This window comes from Arthrobacter sp. SD76 (genome assembly GCF_049726125.1).
GTDB classification, from domain to species: domain Bacteria; phylum Actinomycetota; class Actinomycetes; order Actinomycetales; family Micrococcaceae; genus Arthrobacter; species Arthrobacter nitrophenolicus.
This window is the reverse complement of the sequence record NZ_JBNBLR010000001.1, coordinates 512,636-532,880: the sequence shown is the minus strand read 5'-3', so window position 1 is coordinate 532,880 and position 20,245 is coordinate 512,636. Positions and strand designations below refer to the sequence as shown.

General features: G+C 67.8%; 12 protein-coding genes and 5 pseudogenes. 8 read left to right on the top strand and 9 right to left on the bottom strand.

Annotated features, from left to right (window positions below; genetic code table 11):
* Positions 1-68: 68 nt before the first annotated feature.
* The 4 genes from ACPEE0_RS02550 to ssd are packed head-to-tail and all read right to left on the bottom strand — an operon-like array spanning position 69 to position 4,061.
* Positions 69-683, bottom strand: coding sequence for a type II secretion system F family protein (locus ACPEE0_RS02550; RefSeq protein WP_407710031.1), 615 nt, complete (start codon positions 681-683; stop codon positions 69-71).
* Complete coding sequence (locus tag ACPEE0_RS02545; protein ID WP_407710465.1) at positions 680-1,585, bottom strand: hypothetical protein; 906 nt, start codon at positions 1,583-1,585, stop codon at positions 680-682. The genes ACPEE0_RS02550 and ACPEE0_RS02545 overlap by 4 nt, the downstream gene beginning before the upstream one ends.
* Positions 1,585-2,865, bottom strand: a complete 1,281-nt coding sequence (locus ACPEE0_RS02540) for a TadA family conjugal transfer-associated ATPase (RefSeq protein ID WP_407710032.1) — start codon at positions 2,863-2,865, stop codon at positions 1,585-1,587. Before ACPEE0_RS02540 ends, ACPEE0_RS02545 begins: the two co-directional genes overlap by 1 nt.
* A complete protein-coding gene (gene ssd / locus ACPEE0_RS02535; protein WP_424573829.1) occupies positions 2,862-4,061 on the bottom strand; it encodes a septum site-determining protein Ssd in 1,200 nt (399 codons plus the stop codon). Before ssd ends, ACPEE0_RS02540 begins: the two co-directional genes overlap by 4 nt.
* Positions 4,062-4,178: 117 nt before the next feature.
* Between ssd and ACPEE0_RS02530 the strand changes: the two are divergent.
* Positions 4,179-5,896 (top strand): annotated as a pseudogene (locus ACPEE0_RS02530) (bifunctional 3'-5' exonuclease/DNA polymerase).
* A gap of 151 nt (positions 5,897-6,047) precedes the next feature.
* Positions 6,048-6,239: a YegP family protein gene (locus ACPEE0_RS02525; RefSeq protein ID WP_133348851.1), complete on the top strand. Its 192-nt coding sequence runs from the start codon at positions 6,048-6,050 to the stop codon at positions 6,237-6,239.
* 99 nt (positions 6,240-6,338) lie between these two features.
* Here the strand turns inward: ACPEE0_RS02525 and ACPEE0_RS02520 are convergent, their stop codons facing one another.
* The 3 genes from ACPEE0_RS02520 to ACPEE0_RS02510 form a co-directional block, all read right to left on the bottom strand.
* A complete protein-coding gene (locus ACPEE0_RS02520) occupies positions 6,339-7,016 on the bottom strand; it encodes an NUDIX hydrolase (RefSeq protein ID WP_424573828.1) in 678 nt (225 codons plus the stop codon).
* On the bottom strand, positions 7,013-7,807 hold the full coding sequence (gene nth / locus ACPEE0_RS02515) for an endonuclease III (RefSeq protein ID WP_424575221.1): 795 nt from the start codon (positions 7,805-7,807) through the stop codon (positions 7,013-7,015). Before nth ends, ACPEE0_RS02520 begins: the two co-directional genes overlap by 4 nt.
* Before the next feature lie 68 nt (positions 7,808-7,875).
* Entirely contained in the window at positions 7,876-9,273 is a 1,398-nt protein-coding gene (locus ACPEE0_RS02510) for a hypothetical protein (RefSeq protein ID WP_407710036.1), read from the bottom strand.
* 402 nt (positions 9,274-9,675) lie between these two features.
* Between ACPEE0_RS02510 and acs the strand changes: the two genes are divergently transcribed.
* A complete protein-coding gene (gene acs, locus ACPEE0_RS02505) occupies positions 9,676-11,688 on the top strand; it encodes an acetate--CoA ligase (protein WP_424573827.1) in 2,013 nt (670 codons plus the stop codon).
* Positions 11,689-11,780: 92 nt separating this feature from the next.
* Positions 11,781-12,569, top strand: coding sequence for a DeoR/GlpR family DNA-binding transcription regulator (locus ACPEE0_RS02500; protein WP_009359354.1), 789 nt, complete (start codon positions 11,781-11,783; stop codon positions 12,567-12,569).
* A gap of 35 nt (positions 12,570-12,604) precedes the next feature.
* Here ACPEE0_RS02500 and ACPEE0_RS02495 read toward each other — a convergent pair.
* Positions 12,605-13,622: pseudogene (locus tag ACPEE0_RS02495) on the bottom strand (LacI family DNA-binding transcriptional regulator).
* 212 nt (positions 13,623-13,834) lie between these two features.
* Here ACPEE0_RS02495 and ACPEE0_RS02490 point away from each other — a divergent pair.
* The 4 genes and pseudogenes from ACPEE0_RS02490 to ACPEE0_RS02475 all read left to right on the top strand — a co-directional run bounded on the left by ACPEE0_RS02490 (position 13,835) and on the right by ACPEE0_RS02475 (position 19,128).
* Positions 13,835-15,886, top strand: a pseudogene (locus ACPEE0_RS02490) (beta-galactosidase).
* On the top strand, positions 15,883-16,818 hold the full coding sequence (locus tag ACPEE0_RS02485) for a carbohydrate ABC transporter permease (RefSeq protein ID WP_133348839.1): 936 nt from the start codon (positions 15,883-15,885) through the stop codon (positions 16,816-16,818). Before ACPEE0_RS02490 ends, ACPEE0_RS02485 begins: the two are co-directional and overlap by 4 nt.
* Before the next feature lie 77 nt (positions 16,819-16,895).
* The gene (locus tag ACPEE0_RS02480; RefSeq protein WP_424575220.1) at positions 16,896-17,729 is read left to right on the top strand and encodes a carbohydrate ABC transporter permease; all 834 of its coding nucleotides are present in this window, start codon (positions 16,896-16,898) and stop codon (positions 17,727-17,729) included.
* Between the two features lie 69 nt (positions 17,730-17,798).
* A pseudogene (locus ACPEE0_RS02475) lies at positions 17,799-19,128 on the top strand (extracellular solute-binding protein).
* A 94-nt stretch (positions 19,129-19,222) separates the two neighbouring features.
* Here ACPEE0_RS02475 and ACPEE0_RS02470 read toward each other — a convergent pair.
* Positions 19,223-20,244, bottom strand: a pseudogene (locus ACPEE0_RS02470) (LacI family DNA-binding transcriptional regulator).
* Between the last annotated feature and the right edge of the window lies 1 nt (position 20,245).

The following is a 20,245-nucleotide window of genomic DNA, read 5'->3' as shown; positions in this document are numbered from 1 at the left end:
CGGTAAGTGCGCGGGCGGCCTAAGTGGAAAAGGCCGGTTTCCGGGCCGGTGTGGAGGAAAGGACGTAGCTAACTGCCGGATGGCACCAGGGCCAGCAAGACGGGAACCACGCCCAGGCAGATGAAGGCCGGAAGGGAGCACAGGCCCAGCGGGACCACGAGCTTTACGCCCAACGAGGCGGCGCGCTTCTCTGCTGCCCGGAATCTCTCCCGGCGCAGCCTTGCGGCCTGGGCATAGAGAATGGCCGACGACGGCGCGCCGGTCAGGGCCGCGAAGCCGAGGGCGTCGCGCAATTCCAGGATCTCGGGGAGCCGGACGGCTGAGCTGTGCCAGGCGGTCTCCCAGTCGGCGCCGATGGACAGGGCGGAGACCACCGGTCGGAGCGCCGCGCGGTACCGGATTGAGGCCGAGGCTGCCACGAGTTCCAGTGACCGCCCGATGCCGGAGCCTGCGTCCAGCATCGCCGCCACCAGTTCGAGCATCATGGCGGTATCGCGCAGGCCCGTCCCACCCCGTGTGCGTGTGGTTTCTCCTTGACCCGCGGACAGGGCAGCCGGGTCCGGTCCGGTGATGCGCAGGTGACGAAGCCGTTTCCTCGCCGTCCACCTGCCGGAGCAGATGAGGCAGGCGGCACCTGCAAGTGCCAGGAAGACGGCGGCGGCCAGCGGGCCGTTTCCGCTCATGGCACTCCCGCCCCGGCGGCGGCCGACACCAGGCGCGCCGACCACACCCGGCCGGCGGCAGTGAGCACTAGTCCGGCTGCCAGCGCTGCCAGGCCCAGGGGTGTTCCCAGCAGAACGGCAACTGGATCCACGCCCAGCGCCACTCCCAGGCCCAACCCCATCAGCGGCAGCCATGTCAGCAGGGTGACGGTGGCCTTCGGCCCTGCCAGTGCCGTCTGCCGGGCAGCATCGGCGTCATCCTCCACTTCAAGCTGGGCCGCAAATCGGGTGAGCACATCGGCGAGGGGGCATCCGCTGGCTTCCGCGATGTCGAGACAGGCCGCCAGCTCGGACCAGATCCGTGCTTCGCGGTTCCGGACCGCCGGCGTCGCATCCAATGTCCTGCGGATTGCCTCGGATACGGGCGTCCCGCCTGCTGCTGCAGCCCTGGCAGAGGCAAGCACTGCCACGGAACCCGCCGACAATCCGGCGCCGGGCGGGCCTTCCTGCCGGCTGGCGGCAGAGCGACTGGCGGCAGAGCGGTTGGCGACTGAATTCCCGTCCGGGGACCGCGCGGGGTGCAGCCGGAACGGATTGGCCGGAGAGTGCCCCGGGTGACCGCCGCCTTCCGCCCCGTACAGCACCCACAGTTCGTCCCACAGCCGGCCGGGCGTCCGGCCGCCTTTCAACAGGGCTGCGAGTTGCTGGACCACCAGGGTCAGGGCCGCGGCTGCGGGCATGCTTCCTCTTCCTGCCGAACCCCGCCGCTTCCGCCCAATCCATGGCCGTCTCAGTCCGGCCCCGGGGAAAGGGACAGCCCGGCTGTGTCCTGCCGCGCGGCGCAGCCTGGCCGGTGCCCCGTGTGGCGGCTTCAGCAGCAGGACGGCTGCAAGGACGAGGACGGCGGCCAGGAGCAGGATCATCACGGATCCCCCGCCTGGACACCCAGGCGTGCGGCAAGCGCCGGCCACGCGGGACCGGGTGCGCGGGCGGCGGCTTCGAGCGCGGGAACGACCGCCAGCCCGTCCGGGCCGTCGCCAATGACGCCGATACAGGAGACTTCCCGTCCCCGGGAAGTCCGCTCAACGTGGATGACGACGTCAAGGGCGCTTGCTGCCTGGAGCCTCACTGCATCCGGGCCCAGTCCGGCCAGGGCGCCGAGCGCCGTCAGCCTTGCAGGCACTGCGGTTGCGGTGTTCGCATGGATGGTGCCGCCCCCGCCGCTGTGGCCGGTGTTCATGGCCGTGAGGAGCTCGCGTACCTCCGCCCCGCGGCATTCGCCGACCACCAGCCGGTCCGGGCGCATGCGCAGTGCCTGCCGAACCAGTTCGCCGAGGTCCACCTCGCCACCGCCTTCCAGGTTTCCGTGCCGCGACTCGAGCGACACCACGTGCGGATGGCGTGGATTGAGTTCGGCCGCATCCTCGATCAGGACCAGCCTCTCCTCCGGCCGGCACAGCCCCAGCAGGGTCGACAGCAGGGTGGTCTTGCCCGATCCGGTGGCACCGCTGACCAGGAAGCTCAACCTGTGCTCCACCACTTTTTCGAGGACATCCTGCAGCCGCGGACTGAACATTCCGGCCGCGCCAAGTTCGGCCATGGTGAAGACCCGTTCCCGGCGGATCCGGACGCTGATCAGGGTCCCTGCCGTGGAGACCGGAGGGAGGACGGCGTGGACGCGGTAGCCCCCGGCCAGGCGCACATCCACGCAGGGTGAGCCGTCGTCCAGCCGCCGTCCGCCGGCTGCCACCAGCCTGCAGGCCAGTGCCCGCAGCTGGGATTCGCTGTCGAAAACGATGGCCGTGCGCTCGATGCCCCGGCCCCGGTCCACCCACACGGAATCCGGCGCGTTCACGAAGATGTCCGTGGTGGCGGGATCGCGCGTGAGTTCCTGAAGCGGACCCAGGCCGTTCAGCTCCGCACTGATCCGTTCGGCCGCGGCCAGGGCGCCGGCGGTGCCCAGGAGCTTTCCGGTGGCCTGCACGGCGGCTGCCACCCGCGACGGCGTGACCGCACCTGCCTCGGCCATCATCGATTCGCGCACGGATTCCAGCAGCCCGGCGTCGACCCGGCGCCGGCTGTCCTGTCCGCGGTTGTCGCGCCGCCGGGCAGGCACCGCGGCCGGCGGGGCTGCCGGATATCCGGCCGGGTCCGGTCCGGGCACGACCGGGCCAGGCACCAGCGGACCGGGGTGCTGCCTCATACGAGTTCCTCCACAAACATGTCATCACCCAGTGCGTCCAGGACGGATGCGGCGAAGTGCCGGATGCTGCGCCGCTTGCCCAGGTCAAGGAGCCTGCCCGCTTCGACGGCGGCGGCCACCCCGCGCAGTTCCGGCACCCGCCCCTGGACGGGAAGCCCGATGGCGTCGGCGAGCAGTGGACCGTCCAGCGCGGAACCGGGCTTCCCGCGGACCAGGAGGGCAGCCTCCACCGGCGGGAACTCCTGGAGCAGCCGCGCCGCCGCTACGGCAGCTTTGAGCTGCGCGGGAACCACCACCAGGATCCGGTCGCGATCCCACGTGAAGGCCTGGAGCGGCTCTGTCCGCCGGCCGATATCCACCACCACCAGTTCGTAGCCCCGCCGGGCAGCGTCCAGTACACCCACCGTGGTGGACGCAGCTACCGGAACGGGCTGGTCCCTGCTGGCGGGCCATGACAGGAAGGAGAACCCGCCTGCCACGGGCAGGGAGTCCGAAAGCTGCACGGGGTCGATGCTGCCCCGGGCATCGGACAGGTCCGGCCAGCGCAGGCCCGGGTGTTCCTCGGCAGCGAGGGCGAGCTCCACTCCTCCACCCCAGGGATCTCCGTCCACCAGTAGCACGCGGACCCCCAGGCCGGCGGCGGCCTGCGCGATCCAGACGGCGGCCGTGGTGGCTCCGGCGCCGCCGCACCCGCCCGTCACGCCGAGCACCAGTCCGCCGGGAGCAGGCGAACGAGACCTGCTGAGATGGTCGGCCAGCCACGCCGCGGCGTCCGGAAGCACCGCCACCCGTTCAGCGCCCAGGGCTGCGGCGAGGTGCCACAGGCTGTCGCCTTCGCCGTCAAGCCCCACCAGCACTGCGGGCGCCCGGCGCCGCGGCGGGAGTTCGCGGATATCGCTGCCCACCAGGACCGCGCCCGCCCCTTCCCAGTACCGGCCGCTTTCGGCGGCGTCGGCAACGACGCGCAGGTGCGCGCCGGCGGCCGCCACGATACGCTCCACCTCGGACCGGAGGAGCGTGGACGACGTCACCAGGAGCACCTCGTCGGCACCGGCCGGCAGCCATGCTCCGGCGGCGTCGTTTCCCGGGCCGGTTCCAGTACCTGCGCCCCCGGCCGCCACCTCGCCGGAGGACCGCGCGGAACCGCCGGCACTGCCTGGATCCGCGTGGGAAGGGGTCAACTGGTGCCTGCTCATGGAGCCACTCTCCACCGGCGGCGGGAAGCAGGTAAGGCACCGCGGCCGCTATGTGGAAAAGCCGGGCCGGATGGTGCCCGCACCGGACCAGCCCATGGATCAGGGCACAATTGGAGCATGTACCTGCTGCTCGCCGCCCACCCCCACGGCGCGGCCCTTCAGGAACTGACCCAGGCGGGCGGGCCCCAGCCGGCCAACCCCGAAGCGCGCATCATCGCCCGGGAAGACCTTGCCGCCGTCGTGCGCCGGCTTGAAAATGACCGAAAGGGCGGGCAGCCGCCGCGCTGGATCTGGCACCGCACGCAGGACTGGTACCCCGGCCTGCTGGCGTCCGGCGTGGAACTGGAGCGCTGCTACGACCTCACTCTCTGCGGAAATATCCTCGCCTTCTCCCAGTTCACCGCCCATACGGAGTACGCCCGCACGGCGGACAGGACCCCGGCCGAGGACCCGGTCCTCCCGCCCAAAACACTCCTGCCGCCCCGCCCGCCGGCGGACCAGGGCGCCCTGTTCGATGAGCCGGACACGGCGCCAACACCCCGGCACACTCCCGCTGAGCTCCGCACCGAGTACGCCGCGCAGCAGGCTGCCCTCGCCGCGGTGGGCCCGGAGGGAAACCAGCGCAACCGGCTTCAGCTGCTGCTCGCCGCAGAGTCCGCCGCCGCGATGATCGCCGCCGAAATGCAGCACGCCGGCGTTCCCTGGCGCGAGGACCTGCACGAAAAGATCCTCGCCGACCATCTCGGGCCGCGCCCGCCATTAGGCCACCGCCCGGCCCGGCTGGAGGCCCTGGCCGCTGAACTGCGCAACCTGCTGAACGCGCCCGCCCTGAACCCGGACTCCCCGCAGGACCTGATCCGGGCCCTGCACCGCAACGGCATCGAGGTGAAAAGCACACGAAAGTGGGAGCTGCGGGAGTCCGGCCATCCGGCCATAGAGCCCCTGCTGGAGTACAAGAAACTCTCCCGGCTCCACACCGCCAACGGCTGGGCCTGGCTTGATGCCTGGGTGGCGGGCGGCAGGTTCCGGCCCGAGTATGTGGTGGGCGGCGTGGTCTCCGGGCGCTGGGCGTCGCGCGGCGGCGGTGCCCTGCAGATCCCGCGCCAGGTCCGCGGCGCCGTGCATGCCGATCCAGGCCACAAACTGATCGTGGCGGACGCGTCCCAGCTGGAGCCCCGTGTCCTGGTGGCGCTGGCGCAGGACTCCGTGATGGCCGAGGCCGCGCGCGACCAGGACCTGTACGCAGCCATCGCCGCCAAGGGCTTCGGCGGCGACCGCGCGAAGGCGAAGATGGCCCTGCTCGGCGCCATGTACGGGGCCACCTCGGGGGAAGCCGGCAGGCTTATGCCCAGCTGGCCCGGACGTATCCGCGCGCCGTGGACTTCGTGGAACGTGCGGCGCGGACCGGGGAAACCGGCGGAACGGTCACCACCAGGCTGGGCCGCAGCAGCCCGCCGCCGTCGGAGCGCTGGTTCCACAGCCAGCGGTCCACCACCGCCGAGGAGCAGCGGCGCGCGGAATCCATTGCCAGGTCGCGGGGCCGGTTCACCCGGAATTTCGTGGTCCAGGGCTCTGCCGCTGACTGGGCAGCCTGCTGGCTCGCGGAATTACGACGCCGGCTGCGAGGCCTCCGCGCGGACGGTACCCCGGGTGCCGAACTGGTCTTCTTCCTCCATGACGAAGTGATGGTCCATGCTCCTGTGGAGCGGGTGGCTGCCTGCACCAAGGCCATCGAGGACGCTGCCAACGCTGCCAAGGAACTGCTGTTCGGCCGCATCCCGGTGGAGTTTCCCGTCAGCATGGCCGTGGTGGACTCCTACGACCACGCCAAGTGAGGAAACCACAGATACCCATATGTCAGGGAATGTAACCTACCCGGCAGCAGCTCGACGGGCAGCGTGACGGACGTTACAGTTCATAGCGGCGACTGAGGCAGACCGGTCGGGACGGCTGATGCAACGACGCATACCAGGGGAGGTCCGACATATGGCGGGCAGATTCGAAATTCATCGGGTAGGAGACGAGTCATACCGGCTGCGGCTCACAGACGCGGAAGGCAACATCGTTGCCGTGTCACCCAACTTCAAGTCGCTCAACATGCTGCTTGAAGGCATCAAGGCGATGCGGGAAAACGCGGCGACAGGCATCGTGGTGGACCTGAGGCAGCAGCAGGCCTGAAGCACCACCCACCGGGCTCCCCGGCTTCTGCCGGGACCCGCCACGACCGGGCAGCCGCGCTCAAAGGCGCGCGTGGCTTCCCTATTCTTTTGGATCCCTTTAGACGGCCAGCCTGTGAAGGCGGGTGCGGTCCCACGGGACGGACCAGCCCAGCTGGTCGAAGAGCCCGCTCAGGACAATTCCGGTGAAGCCCCATACCAGGACACCGTTAACGGTGAATCCGGGGCTTTCGAACGTGCGCCCCGCCCGGTGCACCGTGGCCATGACGCGGTTGTCGGGATCCAACAGGTCCCGCACGGGCACCCGGAAGACCTGGGCTGACTCGGCGTAATCCACCACCCGGACCGGCGAGGGCGAGTGCCACCAGCCCAGCACCGGGGTCACCAGGAAGTTGCTGTGGGCCAGGCCGAGCTGCTGGAGCGTGCCCAGGACCTCGACGCCGCCTGCGTCGAGCCCGGTTTCCTCCTCGGCTTCGCGGAGGGCTGCCTCCACCGGCGACTCGCCGGCGTCGATGCTGCCGCCGGGAAAAGCGACCTGCCCCGGGTGCGAGCCCAGTGTGTGGGCCCGTTCCAGGAGCAGCACGTCGAGGTCGGCGGGGGCAAGCGGCTTGCCCGAGGCGGCGGGGACGTCATCCAGTGCGCCGAAAAGCATCAGTACTGCGGCTTTTCGCGCCAGATCCTCGTCCACGGTAAGGGCTGCCCAGCGGGGATCCGGGGTGGCGTCGAATCCGGATTCGGACCGGCGCACCAGTTGAATCAGGTCATCCCGGGCACTCACGGCGTCCTCTTACGGGATGCCATCCTGATCTCCGCGGCCCGGTCCGTGTTGGCCAGCAGTTCAGCCAGCAGGGCCTCGCCGCCCGGCGCCAGTTCGTATTTCAGGAGCTTGGCCGCCTTGGCCGGGTCAGTTTCCCCCAGTCCATAACTGGGACACCAGTTGGCCACCGGGCAGGCCCCGCAGGCCGGTTTCCGGGAATGGCACACCCGGCGGCCGTGGAACACCACCCGGTGCGAAAGCATGGTCCAGTCCCTCGGCTCGAACAACTCGGCAACGTCGGCCTCGATCTGGACAGGATCCTCCGACTGGGTCCAGCCGAACCTGCGGGCCAGCCGGCCGAAGTGGGTGTCTACCGTGATGCCCGGGATGCCGAACGCGTTTCCGAGCACCACGTTGGCGGTCTTGCGGCCCACGCCGGGCAGGGTGACCAGGTCCTCGATCCGGCCGGGCACAACGCCGTCGTACTCATCCACCAGCCGGGTGGCCAGCGCCAGGAGGTTCCGTGACTTCGCCCGGAAGAAGCCGGTGGGCTTGATGATTTCCTCGAGCGTGGCCGGGTCCGCCTCCGCCATGGCCCGCGCGTCAGGGTAGCGGTCGAAAAGCAGCGGCGTGATCTGGTTGACCGTGACGTCGGTGGTCTGGGCCGAAAGGACGGTGGCGACCAGCAGCTCAAACGGGTTGGTGAAATCGAGCTCCGCGTGCGCGTAGGGGTACTTCTCGGCCAGTGCCCTGTTGATGCGCCGTGCCCGCCGCTTCAGCGCGAGCAGCGACTCCGACGAAACCACCGGCATCCCGGCGGCCTGGCCGGCGGGCGCCGGCTTTCCGCCGGCCTTGGCGGCGCGGGGCACGGCCACGGGACCTAGCCGCGCTCGATGTTGGTGAGGTCCCGCAGGACGCCCAGCCGCCCGTCAGTGTGCTGGACCAGGAATTCGTGGCCGCGGTCTTCAAGGGCAAGGACCCAGCCGCCTGGCTCAATGACGAAGGCCGGCGCGCCGGTTCGCGGATCGTAGGCGGTGCGGTGCTGGGCGACGGCGAACCAGAACGCCTCGTGGATGGGCTGCTCGTCCAGTTCGTCGTGCCGGCTCGACGGGTCCACTGTTGCCCCGATCGGTTCCTCCGAGCGGATCTGCTGGTGCACAGCCGTTGCTGCGGGCGGCTCCCAGGTCCTCCGGGCCGCGGAGGCAGCAGCGCCGGACGCAACCGGCTGCGCACCGGCGTCGTGATGTCCGCCGGGCACACCGCCGGTGACAGACGACCCGGAACCGGCGGGCACCTGCCCGAACCGGGTCTCCTCGGCCGATGCCGCAGCGGGACGCACGACGTCGGCCGCCTGGGTGGGCGGGCCGGCGTCGATGTCAGGAGCGTGGTCGGCGACTTCGGGAGCCGTGGACACGGGCGTGCCTGCCGCGGGGGCGCCTGCCGGCGCGGGACCGGTGGCGGGCACGGCCGCGGTGGCCGGGGAATGGTGCGCGGAAACAGACGGGACGGCGGCGGTTGCGGGCGCGTGGTCGGTGGCAGGCGCGTGGTCGGTTGACCGCGGCGGGACAGCCGAGGATCCGGCACCCGCGCCGCCGAAGAGCTTGCCGCCGGCGGCACCGAGCAGCTTCCCCGGGCCGGGCTTGGCAGCGGACTCCGGCCTGGGTTCCTTGGGTGCACGCGGCTTCTGGACCGGGACAGCGGCTTCACGGGCCACCACGTGGGCCGGCGCTTCGGCGCGGCCCTGGAAATCACCCTTGAGATACGGCAGGAAGCGGCCCAGCACGGTTGCCGCGAAGAGGACCAGGGAGCCGATCAGGCCCACAAGCAGGCTTGGCACATAGGCGCCTGCGACGGACAGGAAGAAGAAGGCGACGGCGAAGCAGGCCACCACGGAGCCGAACTGGTCGATGGACAGGGAACCGACGCGGATCCTGGTGGCGGGCGCGAGCCGGCGCGCGGCGAAGAGGGCGCTGGCGATCAGGGGAAGGATGATCCCGAGCCCCAGGAAGAACAGGTTGTTCAGGTTCCACAGGTTGTACCGGCCGCCGAAGATGGGCAGCAGGGAGGCGATGAACAGGATGAGGGTGCCGGCGAAGACGGCCAGGTCCCGCACGGTGAACGGCCCCAGCACTGCCTGGTTGGCATCCTTGGAAAGGCTTGCGCGGCTGCCCTTGCCAGCGGCCGCCGGCTGCGGGCCGGCTCCGGTGGCGGGCCCTTCGGCACCGGCGGCTGCCGCGGTGTCGGGGCCTGTTTTCTGGCCGTAGCTCTGCTGGTTCATCTGTTCTCCTTAGCGTGGCGGTACCGGGGCGAGGCCCCGGTACCGTCCCGTCGTAACACCGGATCCGCTGCTGCCCGGCACTGGTAGCGCCCGGCCGCAGCGGCCCGAAGTGAAGTCACAATTCCATTTCAGCCTAGTCAACAGCCGGGCTGATCACTAGCTGAGGGGGGACGCCCGGGACGTTCGAAAGACCGTGCGGCAGACCATTCACCGCTTAATAAATGCCGCTCGCGGGCTGGCTTGTGACACGGCACACATACCGGCGCGGGCAAGCATTAGTCTTGATTCCGGAACAGCTCTTTGCGGTATGTCCGTGACGGGCCGGTGCCCGATGCCGTGTACGGGGCGGAGCCCGGCCGGCGGTCATGCCGCCAGCGAAGATCGATGAATGATGAGGTTCACATGTCCCAGGACACTTCAAGCTCCACGGCCACCGTTCCTGCCGGCCCCGCAGGACAGGAAGCCCAGCATGGTGACGCGTTCGAAAACCTGCTCCATGAGACGCGGGCCTTTCCGCCGTCGCCGGAGTTCGCGGCCAACGCGGTTGTGACCGCTGAGGAGTACCGGGAGGCCGACGCCGACCGGCCGGCTTTCTGGGCGAAGCAGGCACGGGAGCTGCTCACCTGGAGCAGGGACTTCGACCAGGCGCTGGACTGGTCAAACCCGCCCTTCGCCAAATGGTTCGTGGGCGGGGAAGTCAACGCCGCGTACAACGCGCTGGACCGGCACGTCGAAGCGGGCCGGGGCGACAGGGTTGCCATCCACTTCGAAGGCGAACCGGGCGACACCCGCTCCTACACTTATGCCGAGCTGACCGAGGAGGTTAAGAAGGCCGCGAACGCCTTCGAGTCCCTCGGCGTGGCCAAGGGCGACCGGGTGGCCGTGTACCTGCCGATGATCCCCGAGGCCGTCATCACCCTCCTGGCGTGCGCCCGGATCGGGGCCGTGCATTCGGTGGTGTTCGGCGGGTTCTCCGCCGACGCGTTGCGGTCCCGGATCGATGACGCCGAGGCCAAGCTCGTTGTCACCGCCGACGGCACTTACCGCCGGGGCAAGCCCAGCGCGTTGAAGCCGGCGGTGGACGAGGCACTGTCCAAGGCCGGGCACACCGTGCAGAACGTGGTGGTGGTCAAGCGCAACGGCCAGGACGTGGACTGGACCGAGGGCCGGGACCACTGGTGGGCGGACACCGTGGACGCCGCCTCGAACGAGCACACCGCCGTCGGGCATGATTCCGAGCACCCGCTGTTCATCCTCTACACCTCCGGGACCACCGGCAAGCCCAAGGGCATTCTGCACACCACCGGCGGGTACCTCACCCAGACCGCCTACACGCACAAGGCCGTGTTCGACCTGCACCCGGACACGGACGTGTACTGGTGCACCGCCGACGTCGGCTGGGTCACCGGCCACTCCTACGTCACCTACGCCCCGCTCATCAACGGCGCCACCCAGGTCATGTACGAGGGCACCCCGGACTCCCCGCACCAGGGCCGCTGGTGGGAGATCGTGGAAAAGTACAAGGTCTCCATCCTCTACACCGCCCCCACCGCGATCCGCACCTTCATGAAGTGGGGCCGGGAGATCCCGGACAAGTACGACCTGAGCTCCCTGCGCGTCCTCGGTTCCGTGGGTGAACCCATCAACCCCGAGGCGTGGATGTGGTACCGGGAGGTCATCGGCGGCGGCAAGGCACCGATCGTGGACACCTGGTGGCAGACCGAAACCGGCGCCCAGATGATCGCCCCGCTGCCCGGTGTCACCGCCGCCAAGCCCGGCTCCGCGCAGGTCCCGCTGCCCGGCATCGCCGTGGACGTCGTCGATGAAATGGGCGAATCCGTGCCCAACGGGCACGGCGGATTCCTTGTGATCCGCGAACCCTGGCCCGCGATGCTCCGCGGCATCTGGGGCGACCCCGAACGGTTCAAGGACACCTACTGGTCCCGCTTCGAGACCATGTACTTCGCCGGCGACGGCGCCAAAAAAGACGAAGACGGCGACGTCTGGCTCCTCGGCCGCGTGGACGATGTCATGAACGTCTCCGGGCACCGGCTCTCCACCACGGAGATCGAGTCCGCCTTGGTCTCCCACCCCGCCGTGGCCGAAGCCGCCGTCGTGGGCGCCGCCGACGAAACCACCGGCCAGGCCGTGGTGGCGTTCGTCATCCTCCGCGGCGACGCCGTGGACACCGGCGAGGACATCGTGACCGAACTCCGCAACCACGTCGGCAAGGAAATCGGGCCCATCGCCAAGCCGAAGAACATCCTGGTGGTCCCGGAACTGCCCAAGACCCGCTCCGGCAAAATCATGCGCCGGCTCCTTCAGGACGTCGCCGAAGGCCGCGACCCCGGCGACGCCACCACCCTCTCGGACCCCACGATCATGCAGCAGATCGCGGCGAGCCTCCGCAAGTAGGACGACGGCGGCGGCGCTTCCCCGCAGCGGGGAGGCGCCGCCGCCGTATGCTGGGAGCAGACCAGTCCCCCTGCCCCGAAGGATTCGCCCAGATGCTTCCCGCTGCACGTCACCAGGCAATCGTGGACGCCGTCCAGCGCGAACGGGTGGTTCGGGTGTCGGACCTTGCCCAGCAGCTTGGCGTGTCCCTCATGACCGTGCGGCGCGATATTGAGCAGCTGGAGGAGGGTGGCAAGCTGGAGCGCATCCACGGCGGTGCCAAGCTGCCGGGCGATGCCAGCGCGTACGAGCCCGGTTTCGAACAGAAGTCCACGCAGCTGACCGCTGAGAAGCGGGCCATCGCCGTGGAGGCCGCAGGACTGGTGCAGGAAGGCATGGCGGTGGGCCTGAGCGCAGGTACCACCACCTGGGCGCTGGCCAAGGAACTCGCCGGCGGCCCCCGGATCACGGTGGTGACCAATTCCGTGCGGATCGCCGACCTGTTCCACCACGCGGCCTCCTCGGGTTCGGCGCGCTACGCGTCCACGGTGATCCTGATCGGCGGCGAGCGCACGCCCTCGGATGCCCTGGTGGGTCCCATCGCCACCGGCGCGCTGAAACAGCTGCACCTGGACATCCTTTTCCTGGGCGTCCACGGCATGGACGCCCAGGCCGGGTTCACCACGCCCAACCTTCTCGAAGCGGAGACGGACCGCGCTTTCGTGGCCGCAGCCCGCAGGACAGTGGTCCTGGCCGACCACACCAAGTGGGGCATGCTGGGCATCAGCTCCATCGCCGCACTCGACGACGTGGATGAGGTCATCAGCGATGCGGGCCTGGGTGCCGATGCCCGCCGCATCCTGGGTGAGACCACCAAGCTTCGGGTCGTCGTTCCCGCCTAGCGGCTGGTCCTTGACCCGAGCGCTCCGCCCGGCCGTCAGGCCGAGCCACGCCACATGATGGTGGTGTCCAGGAGACCAGGGGTGCCCGGAAGCCCGTTAAGCTGCCGCAAGTACGAGTTCTGCAGCCGTACTCCCCAGGAGATCCGCGGGTTGGCGGACCGTGGAGAGCTGCGGCCTGCACCGCAGGGCCCAGCTGCTGTCATCGAACCCGACAATGCCGACGTCTTCCGGCACCCGCCTGCCGGCTTCCTGCAGGGCCGTCATGGCGCCCGCGGCCACGGCGTCCGAGGCGGCAAAAACGCCATCAATGGCAGGCTCCCGGCGGAGCAGTTCCTGCATACCCTCCAACCCGGCGGCATAGGTGTACAGCGGGTACTCAACAACCAGTGCGGGGTCGAACTTCCCGCCCATCGCCGCCCGGAACCCCGCAAGCCGGTCCTGGCCGGAATCGCGGTCCAGTGCACTGGCGATCATGCCCACCCGCTGCCGCCCCGTGCCCAGCAGCCTGCCGGTGATGTTGCGTGCGGCTTCCTCGTTGTTGATGGCAGCGTACGGCAGGTCAGGTGTCCCGTCCGGATGGCCCACGAAGGCCGCCGGCAGCCCAATCTCGGCAACCGCGGCAGCGATAGGGTCAGAGGCGCGGGCAGAAATGATGACCGCCCCGTCAACAAGTCCGCCGCGGAGGTAATCCGCCACACGGCGGCTGTCCCGGTCGGAATCGATGATGAGGGAAACCAACTGATAGTCCGCCTTGGAAAGAACCTCATTGGCCCCCAGCAGGATCGACCCGATATTCGGGTCCTCAAAAGGCAGGGAGTGCGGCTCGTGGATGATCAGGCCAATGGCCCGGGACTCCTGCTTAACCAGGTTCCGGGCGGCGCTGTTGCGGACGTAACCCACTTGCGCGATCGCTTCCTCCACCGCCTGCCGGGCCTCTTCGGAGACGTACTTTTCGCCGTTGACCACCCGCGAGACAGTCCCCCTTGAAAGCCCCGCGGCGCGCGCCACATCGTTGATGGTGGCACGGCGGGCACGGGTGCGGGTCAAGGACATATTTGTACTGTAGCGGAGCGGAGGCACCCGTGTTCCGCAACTCAGCCATTGACACCGGCCACCCTCCGGGATAGCCTGTGAACGTTCCCAGATTGCGCAGCTCACAGTTATGCGCGGTCTTCTGGGAACGTTCACAGAGATACAGACAACAGCGTCCAGGACCCTGAGGCACATCCTCGGCTTGCACGCTGCTGCGAGTCGAAGGAGCAGGGTTGGGTCCCAGCAGAACGCCGGTCACGGAACTGTCCGGCAACGGAAAATTTGTCTACGGCTGCGATTACAACCCGGAGCAGTGGGACAGGACCGTGTGGGAGGAAGACGTCCGGCTGATGAAGCAGGCCGGCGTGAACCTGGTGGCCGTCAATATCTTCGGCTGGGCAGAACTTGAAAGCTCCCCCGGAACATACTCGTTTGAGCGTCTGGACGAGATCCTGGGCCTGCTCCACGCCAGCGGCATCGGTGTCAACCTTGGCACCGGCACGTCCTCCACCCCCGCCTGGCTGACCACCCTCCACCCGGAAATCCTTCCCGAGTCAGCCTCGGGAGTCCGCGCATGGCCCGGCGGACGCCAGGCGTGGTGCCCCAGTTCACCGCGGTACAGGGAACACGCCCTCCGGCTGGTGGGCGAAGTGGTCCGCCGCTACGGAGACCACCCTGCAGTCCGGCTGTGGCACGTCTCCAATGAGCTGGGGTGCCATAACGCACTTTGCTACTGCGATGTCTCCGCCGCCGCCTTCCGCAGCTGGCTCACAGCCCGGTACGGCACCCTGGATGCGCTCAACAGCGCCTGGGGCACCACCTTCTGGTCCCAGCGGTACTCGGCCTGGGAGCAGGTCCTGCCGCCGCGGACCACCGTCTCCACCAACAACCCGACCCAGATGCTCGATTTCCACCGCTTCAGCTCCGACGAACTCCTTGGCTACTACCAGGCCGAGGCTGACCTCCTCAGGCAGCACAGCAGTATTCCGGTCACCACCAACTTCATGGTCACCGCGCACATCCGCAGCCAGGACTACTGGTCCTGGGCGCCGCATATGGACGTCATCGCGAATGACCACTACCTGGACCACCGGCTTGACGATCCCACGGCCGAGCTGGCCTTTGCTGCCGACGCTACCCGCGGCCTTAGCCAGGGACAGCCGTGGCTGCTGATGGAACACTCCACCTCGGCCGTGAACTGGCAGCCCCGCAACATCGCCAAGGAACCCGGGGAAATGCTCCGCAATTCGCTGGCGCATGTCGCCCGGGGAGCCGACGGGCTCTGCTTTTTCCAGTGGCGGGCTTCAGTGCAGGGCAGTGAAAAATTCCACTCCGCGATGCTTCCCCATGCAGGGACAGACTCCCGCATCTGGCGTGAGGTGGTGGAACTGGGCGGCATCCTCGAAACACTGGCTGAGGTGGCCGGGACCACCGTGAAGGCGGAGGCCGCCCTAGTGTTCAGCTGGGAGGCATGGTGGGCCTGATGACCAGGAATCCCACCCGTCCTCGGACGTGAAGTACCTCGACCAGGTCCACGGCATGCACAAGGCACTGCGGGAAGCCGGCATCACGGTGGACGTGGTGGCCCCCGGCGCCGACCTCTCGGGCTACAAGCTCGCCGTCGTGCCCGGCCTCTACCTCGTCCGCGACACCGAGTCCGCCGCACTGGCCGACTACGTGCGGAACGGCGGAACCGCCGTCGTCACCTGTTTCAGCGGCATTGTCGATGAAAACGAAAAGGTGCTCACCGGCGGCTACCCCGGAGCATTCCGGAACCTGCTCGGCATCCGCGCCGAGGAGTTCTACCCGCTGCCCCCCGGGCAGACCAGGGCCTGGACAACGGCACCACGGCCTCCCTCTGGACCGAAGCCATGCGCCTTGAAGGCGCCGAAGCAAAGCTGTCCTTCGCCGAGGGACACCTGGCCGGCTCCCCTGCCGTCACCCGCAACCGCCATGGCGCCGGCCACGCCTGGTACATCGGAACGGTACTCACCGCCACCGCACTGCGCGAGATGGTCAGCGAGGCGGCGGCAGATGCAGGACTGGAGGCCCTGGCCTGTCCCGAAGGCCTTGAGGTTGTGGTCCGGTCCGGAACGGACAACAGCTACCTGTTCCTGATCAATCACTCGACAGACGAGCACAAACATCCGGCGCGCGGCTACGAACTCCTTGTGGGCGAAGAAGTCTCGTCCGCCGTCGTCGTTCCCGCGGGCGCTGTGCGCGTTGTCCGCACCTCCAACCCAACACCCCCAACCGGCCCAAGCACCGGCCAAAAGGATAAATGAAAGTGACCAGTACAAACACTGCTCCGGCAACGGCCCAGGGGGCGCCGAAGACCCGGAAACCCAGGACCGCATCACCGCACCGCCGGGCCATCCTCCTGTTCGTGGCGCCGTTCGGCGTCCTGTTCCTTGCCTTCTATGCCGTTCCCATCATCTTCGCCGTGGTGCAGTCGCTGCTCACGGTGGAGCGCAAAGGGACCTTCGGCCCTCCGCAGCAGGTATTCGGCGGGTTCGTCCAGTACCAGCAGGTGTTCCAGAACAGCGAATTCTGGCAGGCGGTAGGACGCGTGCTCCTCTTCGGCGTGGTCCAGGTGCCCATCATGCTCGGGCTCGCCCTGATCTTCGCCCTGCTGCTTGACTCACCCCTGCTGAAGGGAAAGAAGTTCTTCCGGCTCGCCTTCTTCGCGCCCTACGCCGTCCCCGGTGTCATCGCCGCCATCATGTGGGGCTTCCTGTACTCCCCCTCGCTCTCCCCCTTCGAAGCCATTACCTCCGGAGTGAACTTCCTGTCAGCCGAACTGGTGCTCTGGGCCGTGGCGAACATCGTCACCTGGGTCTATGTCGGCTACAACATGCTGATCATCTATTCGTCCCTGCTGGCGATCCCCACGGAGATCTATGAGGCGGCACGCCTGGACGGTGCCAGCAACCTGCAGATCGCCTGGCGGATCAAGATCCCGCTGGTGGTCCCCGCCATTATCCTCACCGGCGTGTTCTCGATCATCGGCACACTGCAACTGCTGGCCGAGCCCCAGACGCTGCGCAGCTTCAGCTCGGCGATCAGCAGCACGTTCACCCCGAACCTCGCGGTGTACACCACCGCATCGGTACCGAACTACAACCTCGCAGCAGCGTTCTCCGTGGTGCTGGCGCTGGCGACGTTCGTTCTTTCCTTCGTCTTCCTGAAGGCGACCCAGCGGAAGGTTTCCCAGTGACTGCAACAACGGCGATCACAACTGCCGGCGGGTCCGCGCCGGCTACAAGTACCGGCCGCGGACCACGGCAAAGCATCATGTCCCGCAGCGCCGCGATGCTCATCATGGGCGTCTTCACCCTGTACTTCCTGATTCCCATCTGGTGGCTGCTGGTGTCCTCCACCAAGACCGGCGGGCAGATCACCGGCACGGCACCGCTGTGGTTCACCATGGACTCCATCCCCACGTTCTTCGCGAACCTGGGGAGCCTCTTCACCTACGGTGACGGCGTCTTCGGCCGCTGGCTTGCCAACAGCGCACTCTACGCAGGGCTGGGCGCGCTCGTCGGCACCGTCATCGCCGCCATGTGCGGGTACGCCCTGGCAAAGTACGAGTTCCGCGGCCGGGAGGCGATCTTCAACATCGTCCTCAGCGGGGTGCTTGTTCCCGCAACGGCCCTGGCACTGCCGCTGTTCCTGATCTTCAGCGAAGTGAAACTCACCAATACCCTGTGGGCGGTCTTCCTGCCCAGCCTGGTCAGCCCCTTCGGCGTCTACCTTGCCCGCATCTATGCCGCGGCGAGTGTTCCCGCGGAACTGCTGGAGGCGGCCCGCCTCGATGGTTCATCGGAAGTCCGGACCTTTTTCACCGTATCCACCCGCCTGATGGCTCCGGCGCTCGTGACCATCTTCCTTTTCCAGTTCGTCGCAATCTGGAATAACTTCTTCCTGCCCCTGATCATGCTCCGCGACCAGACACTGTTCCCGGTCACGCTTGGACTGTACGCGTGGAACAGCCAGATCAGCCAGATACCCGAGCTCCGCGTCCTGGTGATCGTCGGCGCACTCGTTTCGATCCTCCCCCTGATCGCCACGTTCCTTGGGCTTCAACGCTTCTGGAGCAGCGGGCTGGGCGCCGGAAGCGTCAAATAGCCACTCCCCCCCATCCACATCGTCCCGCGGCGCCCGCCGCGGTACACCACCCCATTGATAGGAAAAGAAATGCGCGCGCATTACGGAAAAGCCACTGCAGCCTTTGCCATTGTTTCAGCGCTGGCCCTCGCCGGCTGCTCCGGCGGCGGGGGCACGACGGACGCCGAGGCCACCGGATCCTGCGAACCGGCTTCCGGTCCCGTTGAACTGACCTTCACCACCTGGGTTCCCGGCATGGAGAAGGTAGTCGACCTGTGGAACAAGGAAAACGAAAACATCCAGGTCAAGGTGCAGACAGGCCCCAACGGCAACTCCGGCACCTACCAGAACTTCTTCAACCAGCTGCAGGCAGGCAACGCACCTGACCTCGGCCAGATTGAATACGATGCCCTGCCCAACTTCCGCGTTCAGGACGGCCTGGAAAACATCGCCGCCTGCGAGGGAGTGGCCGATGCCAAGGACAAGTTCGTTGACTGGACCTGGGCCAGGTCACCTTCGGTGAGGAAGACTCCGTCTACGCAATCCCGCAGGACAGCGGTCCCATGGCGATGTTCTACCGGGCAGACCTGTTCAAGGAGGCCGGCATCGAGGTGCCCACAACCTGGACGAGTACGCCGCCGCCGCTGAGCAGATCAAAGCCCGCGGCTCCTACATCACCAACTTTCCCCGCAGCGACGTCAACTGGTTCGCCGGTAACGTCTGGCAGGCCGGCGGGCAGTGGTTCTCATCCGACAACGACCAGTGGGACGTCAACCTGACCGGCCAGGAGTCCGAGAAGGTGGCCAACTACTGGCAGGACCTGCTGGACAAGGGCCAGGTGTCAACACTTCCCTCGTTCTCGGATGAGTGGAACGCCTCCTTCAACGAGGGCCAGCAGTGGACCTGGGTTTCCGCCGTCTGGGGCGCGTCAACCCTGGCCAGCGGCGCCCCGGATACCGCCGGCAAGTGGGCCGTTGCCCCCATGCCCCAGTGGGAAGACGGCGGCAAGGCCGCAGGCAACTGGGGCGGCTCCTCCACTGCTGTCCTTAAGGGCTCCGAACACCCCTACGAGGCAGCGAAGTTTGCCTTGTGGCTGAACACCGATCCTGAAGCCCTGGCCCTGGCCAACGAATTGGGCGGCCTTTACCCGGCGGCCAAGTCGGCTACGGAACTTGACGCCTTCACCAGCGGCGTTGACTACTTCGGCGGCCAGAAGATCTATGACGTGTTTGCCGAGGCGTCCTCCAATGTGGATCCCAACTTCACTTGGGGCCCGACCATGACCCAGACCTACACGGATGTCTCTGACGGATTCGGCAAGGCGTCCGGCGGCGAGGGCACGCTCCTGGATGCCCTCAAGAACGGCGAGAAGAAGACCATCGAATCCCTGAAGTCTCAGGCAATCCCGGTCAAGGAATAATTTCCCGCCTGTAACCGGCCGGCACCAACAAAGACAATCCACCACTTCCGCTGCCTGCGGAGGTGGTGGATTGCTTTAACGAGGGCTGCGCCGCTCAGGGGCAGCCGCAGGACTGCCGCACCAGAAGCTTCGTGGGAAAGATCCGGTGCCGGGGCTTTTCGCCGCGCCTGGCGCCCACGAGCGCCGCAACGGCCGCCTCCGCCATGGCGGCAACAGGCTGTTCCACCGTAGTCAGCGGCGGCCACGAGTATTCCGATTCAATGGAACCGTCAAAGGACACCACGGCAATGTCACCGGGGACAGCCACTCCTGCCTCATGGATTGCCCGCAAAAGACCCACCGCCTGCGTATCGGAGGTGGCAAAGATTGCCGTCGGCCGGTTCACGGACGCCAGCAGGCGCTGCCCGGCAAGGTAGCCTCCGGGCCAGGTGAATCCGTTGTAGGCAATGGGCCCTTCCTGCAGTCCAGCCTCCTGCAACGCCTGGCGCCAGCCCACCTCACGGCCGTCGAGGCTGCCGGACACGTTGGTACCCATTGCCAGGCCGATGTTGGTATGGCCATGGCCGATGAGGTGTTCCACCGCAATCCGGGCGCCCGCTGCAAGATCCACACCGATGCTGTTGAAGCCCGGCGCATCATGTTCCTGGTTCAGGAGTACGGCCGGAATCTCAGCCGTCTCGAGTGCTTCAAGATCCGGGTCGAAGAGGACACTGGCCAGCAGCACGCCATCCACCTGCCTGGCGGCCAGGTTACGGATGTTCCTCCGTTCCTTGGCCAGGTTCCCGTCCGAGTTGCTAAGAACAGGGCATAGCCCAAGGCTGCGGCGGCGTCCTCCACGGCATGGGCAAAGAGCGAGAAGAACGGGTTGGTGTTGTCCGGGATGATCAGGCCAAGCGTCTCGCTGGACCCCAGCTTGAGCGCGCGCGCCGCCGCGTTGGGCCGGTAGCCAAGGACCCGGATGGCGTCCTGCACCTTGGCTTCCGTTGCGGGGGCCACTTTTTTGGGTCCGCCGTTGACGACGTAACTGACGACGGCGGTGCTGACGCCGGCGTACCGCGCCACGTCCTTGCGCGTCACGGGGCCGCCGCGCGGTGCCTGTACTGCCGGGGAAGTCATG

Excerpts from the sequence above, each read along its gene's own strand:
- ACPEE0_RS02550 (WP_407710031.1), bottom strand. The coding sequence starts at position 683 with ATGAGCGGAAACGGCCCGCTGGCCGCCGCCGTCTTCCTGGCACTTGCA.
- ACPEE0_RS02545 (WP_407710465.1), bottom strand. The coding sequence starts at position 1,585 with ATGATCCTGCTCCTGGCCGCCGTCCTCGTCCTTGCAGCCGTCCTGCTG.
- ACPEE0_RS02540 (WP_407710032.1), bottom strand. The coding sequence starts at position 2,865 with ATGAGGCAGCACCCCGGTCCGCTGGTGCCTGGCCCGGTCGTGCCCGGA.
- ssd (WP_424573829.1), bottom strand. The coding sequence starts at position 4,061 with ATGAGCAGGCACCAGTTGACCCCTTCCCACGCGGATCCAGGCAGTGCC.
- ACPEE0_RS02525 (WP_133348851.1), top strand. The coding sequence starts at position 6,048 with ATGGCGGGCAGATTCGAAATTCATCGGGTAGGAGACGAGTCATACCGG.
- nth (WP_424575221.1), bottom strand. The coding sequence starts at position 7,807 with ATGCCGGTGGTTTCGTCGGAGTCGCTGCTCGCGCTGAAGCGGCGGGCA.
- ACPEE0_RS02510 (WP_407710036.1), bottom strand. The coding sequence starts at position 9,273 with ATGAACCAGCAGAGCTACGGCCAGAAAACAGGCCCCGACACCGCGGCA.
- acs (WP_424573827.1), top strand. The coding sequence starts at position 9,676 with ATGTCCCAGGACACTTCAAGCTCCACGGCCACCGTTCCTGCCGGCCCC.
- ACPEE0_RS02500 (WP_009359354.1), top strand. The coding sequence starts at position 11,781 with ATGCTTCCCGCTGCACGTCACCAGGCAATCGTGGACGCCGTCCAGCGC.
- ACPEE0_RS02485 (WP_133348839.1), top strand. The coding sequence starts at position 15,883 with ATGAAAGTGACCAGTACAAACACTGCTCCGGCAACGGCCCAGGGGGCG.
- ACPEE0_RS02480 (WP_424575220.1), top strand. The coding sequence starts at position 16,896 with ATGTCCCGCAGCGCCGCGATGCTCATCATGGGCGTCTTCACCCTGTAC.